The sequence below is a fragment of the Megasphaera coli genome (assembly GCF_900095855.1).
Taxonomy (GTDB): Bacteria; Bacillota; Negativicutes; order Veillonellales; family Megasphaeraceae; genus Megasphaera; species Megasphaera massiliensis_A.
In genome coordinates, this window is record NZ_FMIY01000002.1 from 339,062 (window position 1) to 351,769 (window position 12,708).

Sequence of the window (12,708 nt, forward strand, 5' to 3'; positions counted from 1 at the left end):
TCGGGGGAAAGCATGAAGAAGGAAACGACCGTCCCCGTTGTAAAGGGACGAACATATACGATAGATATACTGCGTCTCGGTACGAACGGGGAAGGCGTGGGCCGCGTGGAAAACTTCACGGTCTTCGTGCCCGGCGCCCTGCCGGGAGAGACTGTGGAAGGCCGTGCGGAAATCGTTAAAAAGCAGTATGCCGCGGCGCAGCTTGTGAGAATTGTACAGCCCTCGCCGGACAGAACGAAGCCGGCCTGTCCCGTTTATGGTGAGTGCGGCGGCTGCCGGCTTCAGCACCTTTCCTATGAAGGGCAGCTGCGGGAAAAACGGCGGCAAGTGAAGGATGCGCTCGAACGGATCGGCCATTTGCCGGAAGTTCCCGTCTTGCCGACGATCGGTGCGGACGATCCCATGTCGTACCGCAACAAGATGCAGCTTCCCGTAGCGGCGGGAAAGAAAAAGCATGAGCCGCATATCGGCTGCTTTGCCGAAAAGTCGCACCGCGTTATCGACATCGAGCGATGTCCCATTCAAAAAGACGGAAATAACCTGATTATTCCCGTCGTGCGCGATTGGATGCGGGAGTATAAGATTCCGGCTTATGACGAGGACAGAGGGACGGGCATCATGCGGCACATTATGGGACGCGTCGGCGTGCATTCCGGCGAAGTCATGGTCTGTCTCGTCACGGCCGTCGACATGGTGCCGCATATGAAAGACCTGGTCCGGCTCCTCAGAGAAAAGGTGCCCGGCCTTGCAAGCGTCGTTCAGAACGTCAACAAACGGCATACGAACGTCATCTTGGGAGAAAAGACAAAAGTCATTTTCGGCAGTCCGACCATTCACGACGCCATCGGCCCTCTGCAGTTTCATATATCGGCACAGTCCTTTTTCCAAATAAACAGCGAGCAGGCGCAGAAGCTTTACGAAACGGCGCTGTCCTTTGCCGATTTAAAGGGAGAGGAAACGGTCATTGATGTCTATTGCGGTACGGGTACGATTACCCTCTTTTTGGCGCAGCAGGCAAAAGAAGCGTACGGTATCGAAATTGTCGCTCCGGCCATAAAGGACGCCATACAAAACGCAAAAGACAACGGCATTCGCAATACTCAGTTCATTTTGGGCGATGCGGCATACAAACTGCCCGAACTCCTGAGAAGCGGCGTAAAGCCAGACGTCATTGTAGTCGATCCGCCGCGGGCGGGCTGTGAAGAAAAAGTACTGTATGCCGTTGCAAGAGTTAAACCGAAACGAGTCGTCTACGTCTCGTGCAACCCGGCAACACTGGCAAGAGACCTGGCATATATGGATAAACAAGGATACAAAACAATAAAAGTCCAACCCGTAGATATGTTCAGCCAGACCCATCACGTGGAGAGCGTGGCGGTATTGGTGCGGGGACAGAAGATAAGAAAATGTGATGAAGCTTGATTCAGTATGGTTGTAGAAAGAGCGGCGCCTTACAGAAACAGTAGGGAGGAAAATAAATGATGCGAGGCAAAAGTATAAATCTGTTCTTGATGGACGGCGATGCTTCGGGACGAATTAAGTGTACTCTGGTGAACTGGACCGGTATCGCTTATAAGATACCACGCACGGCTTTAGACAGGTGCAAAGAACGAGATGATTTAAAGCAGAGCGGTGTTTATTTCCTCATGGGAACTTCTGATCAAACGGATGAATCTGTTGTATACATTCCGATAACTCGTTCGGCCCTACAGAGATACGCTATCTTGAAAATCGTTTCTGTAATCTTGCTCTTGTTGCAAAGCGATATAAGGTCAAAAACGGCAATGACCCTACCTCGGGCAATATTACAGAGGAAAAAGAAAGTGAGTTGGAGGAACTCGCTGATTACGCAAAGCTCATCATGGGCACACTTGGTCACAAGGTATTTGTGCCGCTGACTAAAGCGACGACTACAAACGAGCAGACAACGGCAGATGTCAGGGAACAGCCTGAAATTGAACTATATCTGAAACGAGCCGTAAAAGATTATGGCGTAACTGTAAGTGCTGCAGGCAGGCAGACGAGCGAAGGATTTGTTGTCCTGAAAGGCAGTATAATTTCTCCTACAGATGACCGTACAGTTTCAATGGGAATAAAAAAGCGTCGTCAAAGTGCTAAGGTGGATACGAATCATGTACTACTTGAAGATGTTCTCTTTAGCAGTCCTTCCGGGGCGGCAGCTTTCGTTATCGGCAAAAGTTTTAATGGTTGGGATGCGTGGCGGACAGCAGACGGAAAAACTCATTATTAGTTGATTTTGAAGTGCTTGAAGATAATGAAATACAGAAAAGAAGAGGTATTCTTTGCAAGAAAGTGTCAGAAGTCAATAATAATTACCCCGCAACGGATGCTAAAAGCTACAAGGCTGCTCAGAAGGCATTAAAAGAGGAGGAAGAGCAGACTTTTAAAGATAACGAGGTTGATTCTATTTTGCCTAATGGAATTGATAAGTGAATAATTGAAAGGGGTGAGTTCTATGATGCTTCCTGAAAAATTGATAAGCTTGATTCGTCAGGGCGAAGGACTAACAGTCGAGTTCAAAAAATCAACTACGGACATTACGAAAGATGTCTATGATACCGTTTGCTCTTTTTTCAATCGGGATGGCGGTCATATTTTTCTTGGCGTGAAGGACAACGGATCTATTCTTGGTATAGACAAGGACAGAGTTGAGCAGATAAAGAAAAACTTTGTAACCACGATCAATAACGAGAGCAAAATCTATCCGCCGTTATATCTGACACCAGAGGAATATGAGGTGGATGGGCATATTATTCTTTACATCAATGTTCCTGTTGGAAAAACCGTCTACCGCAATGCTGGCAGAATTTATGATCGCAGTAATGAGTCAGATATTGATATAACAGACAATGCGGACATGATTTTTAATCTTTATGCCCGCAAACAAAGCACTTATTTCGTGAATAAGGTTTACCCGGCCATCCCGGTTTCCAGCCTTCGCCACGATCTGATGGATCGGGCAAGGAGAATGACGAGAGTGAATATAGAGCACCATCCGTGGGTTGATATGACGGATGAGGAGATGCTCAGAAGCTGCGGACTCATTCTTGAAGATCCGGAAACGAACAAAGAGGGCATCACACTTGCGGCAATTCTACTCTTTGGTACGGATAACCGAATTATGTCTGTGTTGCCACAGCATAAGACAGACGCTATTTTCAGAGTGTTCAATGTTGACCGTTATGATGACAGGGATGTGATCATTACAAACCTGATTGAAAGCTATGATCGCCTGATGGAATTTGGGAAGAAGCATCTGAATGACGTGTTCACGCTGGATGGTGTACAGCGGGTAAGCGCCAGAGATAAAATCCTGCGTGAAATCATCTCAAACCTGCTCATGCATCGTGATTTTTCCAGCGGATATGTACCGAAGCTTGTCATTGAGCGGGATAGGATCATAACGGAGAATGCTAATCTGGCGCATGGGCATGGAAACCTGAATCTAAAAACATTCAGGCCATTCGCAAAGAATCCGCCGATAGCAAAGGTATTCAGAGAGATCGGACTTGCTGACGAGCTTGGCAGCGGTATGCGAAACAGCTATAAATACACGAAGATGTATTCTGGTGGTGAGCCTGTTTTTACGGAGGCTGATGTTTTTACAATAGTAATTCCTCTTTCCGAGGCTGCAACAGCAACGGTCGGGCCGACTACCCAAGTTGCTACCCAAGCTACTACCCAAGGCGCTGCACAAGCTGAGCTAAGTGAAAAAGATAAGGCATTAGTTAATCTCTTATTGAAGCATCCAGACTATACACAAACAAAGCTTGCGGGTGAATTAGGCTGGGATATTAATACCGTGAAATATTACATGAACAAACTTAAGAAGAATTCTGTAATTCTGCGTCATGGGACAAGCCAGAGCGGTTATTGGGAAGTATTGTATAAAGGTTGAGGCGATGGGATTTCAGACTTGTTCCCACGGAGCGAAGTCTTGAGGCGATCGGCGATATGCCCGGATTGCATATAATAAGTAGGAGCAAGGGTGTTGACTTGTTTCCGCTAACGAGCGCGGTCGTGAAAATGGCGATTTTCGGGTCAAAATGCCCTTTGAGTAATTCCCGTTTACATACGGGGTATATTTCAATCTGGAGCAATTGTGCCACGTGGAGAGCGTGGCGGTATTGGTGTGCGTGAAGGAGTGAAACCGTGTAAATAGCTTAAAGCCTAAAGCCTAAAGTCAAGGAATTCCATGTGAATGAGCAATTCGCCGGAATTCCTTGTAATATCCGAAAACCACGCGATAGTCATGTGGTTCAAAAGAGCTTAAGTGATGAGGAAAACAAAAAAACTCATGTGATAGGATAAAGACGTGACCTGCCGGTTACGCAAAACTATGACATGAGGAGGACATTAAGATGACAAAGCAATCTAATGTTGGAACTAGTCTAGCACATACAAAATGGAATTGTAAATACCATATCGTATTTGCGCCAAAGTATAGGAGGAAAGTATTCTATGCAGAAAAAAGAGGAGCTATCCGGGATATACTTAGACAATTATGCCAATGGAAAGGCGTAGACATTGTAGAAGGAGAAGTGTGCCCGGACCACATCCACCTACTGGTTAGTATTCCACCGAAATTGAGTATATCAAGTTTCATGGGATCTCTAAAAGGAAAAAGCAGTTTGATGATCTTCCAACGGTTCGGGAAGCTGAAATTTGCGTATCGGAATAAGGCGATTCCGGTGCAAAGGATATTATGTGGATACGGTAGGGAAAAATACGAAAGCGATAAAAGAATATATAGAAAATCAGTTGAAAGCAGATAAAGAGAGCGACCAATTAAGTTTATTTGACCCGCAAGACCCGTTTACGGGTAGCAAGTAACCTCGTGCGTGGCCGGCAGACCAATAAAAAGCGCACTTGTGCGCTGCCTTTACTATTAGGGCTATGCCCGAAACAGAAAAACCACCCGTTATGCGGGTGGATAGTTATTGAGAGACTCTTTTGACTATCATCTAAAGCTGATAGTCAGATTTTTATTCAGAGCAAGTGCAATTTTGCTCATTGTTTCAATACTTGTATTGTGTCCACGCTCAATACGAGCAATGGTAGATTGTGGGACATGAGATAGAGAAGCCAATTCTCTTTGGGTGAGTCCTGCTGACTGGCGTGCATCATAGACTGCAATGGCACTTTCCAGAATAGCTTTCTCAGTCAAATAGCCTTCTTTAAAATTATCGTCTGTGAGTTCAGTTTTTAAGAAATCATCAAATTTAATCGTTGTCATGATTGTTGTCCTCAAATTCTTTCTTTAATTCCTTGGCGTGGTCTATTTCTCGTTGAGGTGTTTTTTGTGTTTTCTTTGTAAAGCCATGAGTGATGATGTAGCGATCATTAACAACATGAAAATAAAGTGCCCTTTGGATATTGGAAGCAACTTTTGAGCGGATTTCAAAGATGTCATTATCTAGTTTTTTCACCCATTCCATACGTTGAGCGACTAAAAGCCCATGCTTTTGTATAGCGGCAATGGTTGCAAGTAATTTTTGCTTGTCTTTAATTGGTATGGTTTGTAAAAATTCTATGAACTCGGTGTGCCCATTTAACCGAGTGTAAAACTCAAATTTAGGTATCTTCATTGTATTTACATGATAGCATATATTGTTCTTTTCTTCAAGACGGGACAAACCAAAACGGGTATTGGGAAGTCTTGTATAAGGGTTGAGATGATCGGATTTAGGACTTATTTCCTTAGGCGAAGTCCTGAGACAGTCGGTGATTCTGTGCGGATGCCTATATAATAGGTAGAAAGAATGTCGTTGATCTGTTTCATCGTTTTTATACGTTGATGATGGGAGTCTGAAGGAGTTTTTTGTGTCAGTTTTTGCGGACATAGGCAGTTGCCGGGCCGGCACCTGTTTTGATAATGTATCCTTCTTTGACCAGTCGTGTCAACGTTCGTTCGATTGTAACCTTGCTGATATCCGGGCAAAGTTCCATAATTTCTTTTTTCGTAATTTGGCCTACTCGCCCCGAAATAAGGTCTTTAATGCGCTCGGGTTTGGATGTTTTTTTTGTCCTGACGTGGCGGATGCGGTCTTCAAATTCAGCATAAGCTTTGTTGATAATGCCCAGGTAATATTTTACAAAGGGCTCATACGTATTGTCTGTATCATGCCAACGGACAGAGCTTACTTGCAGTGCTTCATGATAGGTTTCCTTTGTTTTTTCAATGAGCATTTCTATACTGATGTATTTACCTACCTGATAGCCTGCTTTGTATAGCAATAACAGCGTCAGCAGACGACTCATACGGCCGTTTCCGTCATTGAACGGATGAATACATAGGAAATCCAAAATGAACATGGGAATGAGGAGTAATTTGTCTATTTTCCCGTTATTCCAAGTACAGTTAAAGTTATTACACAGGATATCTACGGCTTCTGCCGTTTGAAAGGCGGGAACGGGAATAAATCGTGCTTTGCGGTGCCCTTTTTCATCCGTTTCGGTAATGACGTTGTCGGCGTTTTTATAATTACCGCCGACAGCGCCGGTGGAATAGGAATATAAATCCCGATGAAGCTGTAAGAGTAAATTGGCGCTCGGGAAGATGTATTCGTAGTTTTCGTGAATCGTAGCCAGGACTGCACGATACCCGGCGATTTCCTGTTCGGAACGATTATGGGGCTCAATTTTTCGGCTGACCAATTCTTTAAGGCGCTTATCGCTCGTAAATATACCTTCAATGCGGTTAGAAGCTCCCGTGCTTTGAATTATAGCGACTTCCGTAAGTGTATTCAGCTCGTTCGGGCCTGTTTCCAAAAATAAATCCTGGCGTCCTTTATGCTCGTGAATTGCCGTAATAAGGCCGATGATTTCAGGCGTCAACAGGGACGGTGCCGTTTTAGTATAATCAAATGTCCGCATAAGAAAATCTCCTTCATTTTACATCTATCTCCGTCATTTTACTATTAAATGATGGAGATAACAATGTTGTGACGGAGATTTTAGTTTATACTTTGTTTTAAATTATCTTACATAACCTGGTTCTGATTGCCAGTGCAGTTTACCATGGATACTTTCGCAAGGCACATATTTTGTTATTTATAAGCCCGAATGGTGGTAGTATAATATAGTCACAAGGAACGATAGTTAAAGGTAATTGGGGAGCTTGTGAGAGTTTCGGAGAGCCGCCCATATTCGTAGCAGCATGTTTTTACCGGTGCAAAGGGGAACTGAGAAAGAATTAGGTTTTATGATTTAAAGGGGTTTATCATGTCAAAAAAGGATTCGAAAGATCAAGAAAGATTTATGTCTTTTATGTTTCGGGGAAAAGAAATATTCAAACCTTTAAATACGGGTTTTATTGATAAAAGGGTAGGCTGCATCAGAGAATATGTAGCTAATATTTACTTTTATACAAAAGACAATCAAACCATTATGATTGATGCAGGGTATAACTATGACAGACTTGCAGAAAAGATGCAGTGGCTTGATATCAATCCGAAAGATATAAAAGATATTTTAATTACGCATCAAGACACAGACCATGTCGGAGCCGTTGAAAAAGACAGCGACGGATTATTCAGTCAAGCAACAATATATATAGGAAGAATTGAAAATGAGTATTTAGAAGGCCGTAAACGTCGTAAGGTCTTGTGGGGACTTTATAAACTGCCGCAGGTTTATATTGACAATGAAAAAGTCTTAATAGACGACGGACAAGTCTTTTATATCGGCAATATCAAGATAGAGGCTTTTCTTGTGCAAGGACATACATGGGGACATCTTGTTTATTTAATTGACGACGAATATCTTTTTACAGGAGATACTATTTGGTTTGGTGCAGACGGCGGTTACGCATTTTTAAATATTCTTGCGGAGGACAGCAAACTGCAAATAAAGGCACTTAAAAAGCTGGAAAAAATACTCAGAGAGAGAAAACTCAAACTCAAAATCATCACGGGGCATACCGGTTGGAGTGATAATCCGGACTTTGCTTTCGCTCACACAGACGAAATTTGTAATGCTTTCAGAAGAAAACCTAAAGTTCACGATCGTAAAGCACCTTATGATGGTTATGACGAAAGAGATGATACGGAAGAAAATGCAAGAAAAATTTTACTTGATAAGTATTAGGCATACATATTTGATTTATGGAGAAGAAATTAACGCCGGACGGAATGCTTGAAAAGGGCCGTGTGAAATTTGGAAAATCATTTTTAAGTGGCGTGAGTATGAAGAGGAGGTTGTGCCATGATTATCAGCGCAAGCCGCCGAACGGATATCCCGGCGTTCTACTTTGACTGGTTTCTCAACCGCCTGCAGGCAGGATTTGTGGACGTGGTCAATCCATTCAACCGTCGACAAGTGAGCCGTATATCACTCGCCCCTCAAGCCGTGGACTGCATCGTGTTCTGGACAAAAGATCCTGCGCCTATGCTTGGGAAGCTGGATAGATTGGACTCATACCCCTATTATGTACAAATTTCCATCACACCCTATGGCTCTGATGTGGAGATGAACCTTCGACCCAAGGCGGCCATCATCAAAGCCGTGCAAGAATTGTCCTCTGTCATCGGGAGGCAGCGAGTGGTTTGGCGGTACGACCCTATGCTGCTGAGTCGGCATTACACGATTTCCTCTCATCTTGAATGGTTCAAGTGCAGCTTGGCACAGCTTGCTCCATCCGTGGAGCGATGCGTTATCAGTTTCATCGATATGTATGCCAAGGCCGAGAAAAATACGCAAGGGCTGAATCTTCGGGAATTGACCGAGGATGAGATGCATGAGTTGGCGGCAGGACTTTCCGGCATTGCGAGGGACAGCGGAGTGACTCTCCAAACCTGCTCCGAGGCCATTGATTTGGAGCAATACGGCATAACGCATGGGGCTTGCATTGACGGCGAACTGGTGGAGCGTATCACGGGTAAGCCTATCCGCATCGGCAAGGCAAAGAGTCAAAGGCCGCTCTGCAACTGCGTGGAGAGTTTCGACATCGGGCAATACGACACCTGCATCCACGGCTGTCGTTATTGCTATGCTAATGCCGGCCCGGAAAAGGCCCGGTTCGGATTCGCTCGGCATGAGAAAGGTTCATCGTGTCTTACCGGCAAGCTGCTGGGCGATGAGAAAATCACGGAACATTAGAACATACGAATAAATGTCCACGACCAACACGTTTTGTCCATACTCAAAATGGGTTGAAATAAGTTTAAGAGGCCATGAAACCGGTTATTAACCGGTTTCATGGCCTCTAATACCAACACGAAATGTCCTATAACCGGCATTTTACTGCCAAATGATGGAGATAGGAATGTCGTGACGGAGATTTTAGTTTACTTTTTTCCTATCAGCAGTGTCGAATCTCCTAACCGCAGCAGGACGGCTTCCCGGCGCTTTGCAAACAGTCCGTTTGCCGTATTTCGGCATTCTACGTGTTCATAGCCGTCCCGGCGCAGTTCTTCCGTAAATTCTTCCATATTCCCGTAGAGGCTTGACGACATGAGATCGTGGATTGCGAAGGTGCCGCCTTTTTTCAGGACCCGCAGCGTTTCTTTCAGCAGTTCCCGCCTGTTTGTACCGTAAATATCGTGATACACGTAGTTACTGACCACTACATCGAAGGTTTCGTCCGGAAAGGGGAGCTTTTTTGCATCTCCCTGCTGAAAACGGACATTCGCGGTTCCTTCGGCACGGGCATTTTCCTCACACAGATCTTTGGAAAAGGAGCCGCTGTACGGCCAGCCCCATATATCTACACCGACCATGTGACCCTGCGGATTTCTTTTAGCGCAGGCAATGGTCAGCGCTCCGCTGCCGCAGCCTACGTCAAGCCCCGTTCCGCCTGCAGGGATCTGCACATATGCGGCAATGCCTTCGACAGTACGTTTCATCAGCTGCCGGTCCCCGCTGTAGGAAAATGCGCGGCGAGCCAGGACTGCCCAGCAAAAAGCTGTACCGGCAATAAGAAAGAGGACGGCGCAGATTCCTGTAGCCGCGTAGCGATAGGAGCCGGCAAGGGCGGTACCGTTATATATGTATAAGAGGAGAACGAACAGGACAACCGTGCACAAAAACAGTCCTTTGATCAATTTCATGGGCATCCAGTTTTTATAATCGGGAAGCATTTCAGTTCCTCCTTTCTTCAATACACTAAAATAAATAATATGATTTTAGGTTAATATGATTATACATCATATATTTATAGTTGGAAATAATTATCATTTATCTAATAACTTATAAAGTAACTAAAGAAACGGTATTCGTGTTGCCGCATTGTTCGGGGGCATGTTGATAAACTGGTCAGATCTGTTTATTTACAATAATATTATAAAACCCTACAATGTAATTAACTTTATTACATAAGGAGGCAGGATCTATGAAAAAGAAAATCATATCGGCATGTGTATTGGGATGTTTTGTATTGGGGGCTTCCGTTTTTGCGGCGGACGACACGGACCTGTCGGCATTGCCGCAGGTTTACCGGAACGATCAGCTCATTACGCTCGACAAGCAGAATGTTGCCAAGGGAAACGGTACATTGTACGGCAAATTTTCTTTTACGCGCGATACGGCCGCGCCGGAACAGGCTATTAAGGAGATCGGCTGGATGACGTTGCAGAAAGGCGATTCCATCGGTCTTCATATGCACGGCGTCAATGAAGACGCATATATCATCATTTCCGGCGAAGGCGTATTTACGGACGGCTCGGGCAAGGAAACAATCGTTCGCGGCGGTGACATCACCATTGCCCGTCCCGGACAGAGCCATGCCCTTCGCAACGAGAAAGAAGAACCGCTCGTCTTCCTTGATGTAATCGCGCAGAATGATACGTATCAGCAGACTCGGCCGCCGCAGCCGGCGGCAAAACAGGCTTAGGAGCGCCGTTCCCGTATGACCGGGGCGGTCTTATAATCCGTTCCGCCCGTGCGCAGCCTTTCGTTATGAAAACAGAGGCGCTGTATATCTGCGGCCGTGATATCGAGCCGCAGCATGGCGGAAGCCTCTTCCGGCAATACGGCGTCGGCCGTTTTGGTGATGATAGGAAAAGAGGAGTCGCCGCGCAGTTTTTTCAGTACATTGCGGCCTCCCGGACCGGCTGCGAGAAGCCGCCCGTATGCCGGCCCGCATGCCGCCCAGGCATTCATTGCGGACTGCCGCATGTGCAGTACCGTATAGGCTGCCATGCGGCGGAGGCGGCTGTGCATATACCGTTTGGTTTTCAGCCGTTCCAAGCCGTCCGATACGGCAGGTGCTTCCTTCATGACCGTATGCCATCTGTTTTCCAGTCCTTCACTGAAGGCGGCAAGATTTTTCAGCGCAGGAGGCGGCATAATGCGCCCGCTGTATAGCACGAGCTCTTCATAACGGCTTTCGTCCGTATAAGCGCCGCTTTCGAGGAGTGTTGCGACTTTCTCGCGGATTGCTGCGGGAATAAACGGCATATATGCATCCGCCGGCGCACCGGCGCGAATGGAGGCTCTGACGGCAGAAGCGTTAGTAAAGCCGCCGGCCGTATCGCCGCGGCGTATGATTGCAAGCTCTGTCTGTCGTGCGTGCATACGGATCGCCTGCGCATACGCAAAGGCAAGGAGCGCGTTCGGTGTAGTGAGAAGATCTGCCGCATGAGGGGAGTATTCTTTCAGGGCGTCAGTAACGGCTCTGCCGTAAGACATGCGGCTGTCCCGGTTTTTTTGCACGGCCCGCATTACGGCTTCTTCTTCCCGTATGGCCGCAAGGCTCATAAAATCTTCGCCCCTGCCGTTTTCGCTGCCGCAGACAAGTGTCGTGATGCCGAGTCTTGCAGCCAGCCGGACGGCACCTGAGGCAAAATCGCCTGCATGGGAGAGGACAAAGGCCGCCGGCAGCTCAAAGACTGTATCGGCGCCGCAGATGAGAGCAAAGGCGGCGCGTTCGTATTTGTCAAAGAGTGCCGGCTCGCCGCGTTGAACGAAGGCGCCGCTCATGATGACCGTAATGACCGTGTCCGTTCCGTAACGGCGCCGTATTTCGCCCAATATATACGCATGCCCCGTGTGCAGGGGATTGAATTCGGCAATGAGTCCGATGTGTTTCATGCAACGCTCCTTTACTCAATCTGTAATATATGTCATTATCGTTTTAATCCGTTATATTCTATGATATAATAAATTCGGTCTGTAAGAAAGCTTGTAGGTGATGTAATGAAAATTGTTAAATTCATAAACACGGCTTTTCTGGCAGCTGTCGTATTCGGCCTTTCCGGCTGCGGCTCGGAAACCGCGGTGACCGAAGAGTACAGTTTCGGACAGGCGCAGCTTCGCGCAGGCAATACGGAATTGTACCTCTTTTCTCCTTTTGAACTGGTGAAAGGACAGGTGCGCGATACGGATACGGCAGTGTACGTCAATCAGGACCAGCATGTCGCCGTCGTTGTGACATATGCGCCGTCTACAGGCTTGACATCAGGCGAAGCTGTTGAAAACGCGATAGCCGAGTTGGAGGCCCGTTCCGAGTACAGCATTGCGGAGAAAAACGTGTCTCCCGCAACCGTACGGGGTGAAGCCGCTACGGAAGGAACCGTAGATTACACGGTTTCCGTAAAAGGGCAGGTAATTCCCGTTGCGGAACGGATTCTCGCTTTTTCTCATGAAGGCTATATATGGACCGTACGGTATACGTATCGCCGCGACGACAAGATGGCGGCGGACGTGACGGAGTATGTTTTCAAACAGCTACAATAACTACTATTTGCG

The 12,708-nt window shown here is 46.5% G+C and carries 13 protein-coding genes and 1 pseudogene; 9 read left to right on the forward strand and 5 right to left on the reverse strand.

Annotation, left to right across the window (positions count from 1 at the left end):
* Positions 1-12: 12 nt before the first annotated feature.
* The 5 genes and pseudogenes from rlmD to tnpA all read left to right on the forward strand — a co-directional run bounded on the left by rlmD (position 13) and on the right by tnpA (position 4,854).
* The gene (rlmD, locus tag BQ2674_RS02025) at positions 13-1,422 is read left to right on the forward strand and encodes a 23S rRNA (uracil(1939)-C(5))-methyltransferase RlmD (RefSeq protein WP_075572206.1); all 1,410 of its coding nucleotides are present in this window, start codon (positions 13-15) and stop codon (positions 1,420-1,422) included.
* 406 nt (positions 1,423-1,828) lie between these two features.
* Positions 1,829-2,251 (forward strand): DUF4357 domain-containing protein, encoded by a 423-nt coding sequence (locus tag BQ2674_RS08565; protein WP_235828786.1) that lies wholly within the window; start codon positions 1,829-1,831, stop codon positions 2,249-2,251.
* On the forward strand, positions 2,218-2,454 hold the full coding sequence (locus tag BQ2674_RS02035) for a hypothetical protein (protein WP_205407606.1): 237 nt from the start codon (positions 2,218-2,220) through the stop codon (positions 2,452-2,454). The genes BQ2674_RS08565 and BQ2674_RS02035 overlap by 34 nt, the downstream gene beginning before the upstream one ends.
* Before the next feature lie 22 nt (positions 2,455-2,476).
* The gene (locus BQ2674_RS02040; protein ID WP_075572207.1) at positions 2,477-3,919 is read left to right on the forward strand and encodes an RNA-binding domain-containing protein; all 1,443 of its coding nucleotides are present in this window, start codon (positions 2,477-2,479) and stop codon (positions 3,917-3,919) included.
* A gap of 463 nt (positions 3,920-4,382) precedes the next feature.
* Positions 4,383-4,854, forward strand: a pseudogene (tnpA, locus tag BQ2674_RS02045) (IS200/IS605 family transposase).
* A 127-nt stretch (positions 4,855-4,981) separates the two neighbouring features.
* On the opposite strand, the gene BQ2674_RS02050 reads toward tnpA, so the two are convergent.
* The 3 genes from BQ2674_RS02050 to BQ2674_RS02060 form a co-directional block, all read right to left on the reverse strand.
* Positions 4,982-5,257, reverse strand: a complete 276-nt coding sequence (locus BQ2674_RS02050) for a helix-turn-helix domain-containing protein (RefSeq protein ID WP_075572208.1) — start codon at positions 5,255-5,257, stop codon at positions 4,982-4,984.
* Positions 5,244-5,609, reverse strand: coding sequence for a type II toxin-antitoxin system RelE/ParE family toxin (locus BQ2674_RS02055; RefSeq protein ID WP_075572209.1), 366 nt, complete (start codon positions 5,607-5,609; stop codon positions 5,244-5,246). The genes BQ2674_RS02050 and BQ2674_RS02055 overlap by 14 nt, the downstream gene beginning before the upstream one ends.
* Before the next feature lie 238 nt (positions 5,610-5,847).
* Entirely contained in the window at positions 5,848-6,897 is a 1,050-nt protein-coding gene (locus BQ2674_RS02060; protein ID WP_075572210.1) for a Fic family protein, read from the reverse strand.
* A 348-nt stretch (positions 6,898-7,245) separates the two neighbouring features.
* Here BQ2674_RS02060 and BQ2674_RS02065 point away from each other — a divergent pair, with 348 nt between their 5' ends.
* Positions 7,246-8,109 (forward strand): MBL fold metallo-hydrolase, encoded by an 864-nt coding sequence (locus BQ2674_RS02065; protein ID WP_075572211.1) that lies wholly within the window; start codon positions 7,246-7,248, stop codon positions 8,107-8,109.
* 117 nt (positions 8,110-8,226) lie between these two features.
* Positions 8,227-9,120, forward strand: a complete 894-nt coding sequence (locus BQ2674_RS02070) for a DUF1848 domain-containing protein (RefSeq protein ID WP_075572212.1) — start codon at positions 8,227-8,229, stop codon at positions 9,118-9,120.
* A 188-nt stretch (positions 9,121-9,308) separates the two neighbouring features.
* On the opposite strand, the gene BQ2674_RS02075 is transcribed toward BQ2674_RS02070, so the two are convergent.
* The gene (locus BQ2674_RS02075; RefSeq protein WP_075572213.1) at positions 9,309-10,100 is read right to left on the reverse strand and encodes a class I SAM-dependent methyltransferase; all 792 of its coding nucleotides are present in this window, start codon (positions 10,098-10,100) and stop codon (positions 9,309-9,311) included.
* A 251-nt stretch (positions 10,101-10,351) separates the two neighbouring features.
* Here BQ2674_RS02075 and BQ2674_RS02080 point away from each other — a divergent pair, with 251 nt between their 5' ends.
* A complete protein-coding gene (locus tag BQ2674_RS02080; RefSeq protein WP_075572214.1) occupies positions 10,352-10,852 on the forward strand; it encodes a cupin domain-containing protein in 501 nt (166 codons plus the stop codon).
* Here BQ2674_RS02080 and BQ2674_RS02085 read toward each other — a convergent pair.
* Positions 10,849-12,051, reverse strand: coding sequence for a tRNA(Met) cytidine acetate ligase (locus BQ2674_RS02085; RefSeq protein ID WP_075572215.1), 1,203 nt, complete (start codon positions 12,049-12,051; stop codon positions 10,849-10,851). The genes BQ2674_RS02080 and BQ2674_RS02085 overlap by 4 nt on opposite strands.
* Positions 12,052-12,156: 105 nt before the next feature.
* Here BQ2674_RS02085 and BQ2674_RS02090 point away from each other — a divergent pair, with 105 nt between their 5' ends.
* Positions 12,157-12,696: a hypothetical protein gene (locus tag BQ2674_RS02090; protein WP_075572216.1), complete on the forward strand. Its 540-nt coding sequence runs from the start codon at positions 12,157-12,159 to the stop codon at positions 12,694-12,696.
* The last annotated feature ends 12 nt before the right edge of the window (positions 12,697-12,708 follow it).

Coding starts and splice junctions, on each gene's coding strand:
- rlmD (WP_075572206.1), top strand. CDS start 13: ATGAAGAAGGAAACGACCGTCCCCGTTGTAAAGGGACGAACATATACG.
- BQ2674_RS02040 (WP_075572207.1), top strand. CDS start 2,477: ATGATGCTTCCTGAAAAATTGATAAGCTTGATTCGTCAGGGCGAAGGA.
- BQ2674_RS02050 (WP_075572208.1), bottom strand. CDS start 5,257: ATGACAACGATTAAATTTGATGATTTCTTAAAAACTGAACTCACAGAC.
- BQ2674_RS02055 (WP_075572209.1), bottom strand. CDS start 5,609: ATGAAGATACCTAAATTTGAGTTTTACACTCGGTTAAATGGGCACACC.
- BQ2674_RS02060 (WP_075572210.1), bottom strand. CDS start 6,897: ATGCGGACATTTGATTATACTAAAACGGCACCGTCCCTGTTGACGCCT.
- BQ2674_RS02065 (WP_075572211.1), top strand. CDS start 7,246: ATGTCAAAAAAGGATTCGAAAGATCAAGAAAGATTTATGTCTTTTATG.
- BQ2674_RS02070 (WP_075572212.1), top strand. CDS start 8,227: ATGATTATCAGCGCAAGCCGCCGAACGGATATCCCGGCGTTCTACTTT.
- BQ2674_RS02075 (WP_075572213.1), bottom strand. CDS start 10,100: ATGCTTCCCGATTATAAAAACTGGATGCCCATGAAATTGATCAAAGGA.
- BQ2674_RS02080 (WP_075572214.1), top strand. CDS start 10,352: ATGAAAAAGAAAATCATATCGGCATGTGTATTGGGATGTTTTGTATTG.
- BQ2674_RS02085 (WP_075572215.1), bottom strand. CDS start 12,051: ATGAAACACATCGGACTCATTGCCGAATTCAATCCCCTGCACACGGGG.
- BQ2674_RS02090 (WP_075572216.1), top strand. CDS start 12,157: ATGAAAATTGTTAAATTCATAAACACGGCTTTTCTGGCAGCTGTCGTA.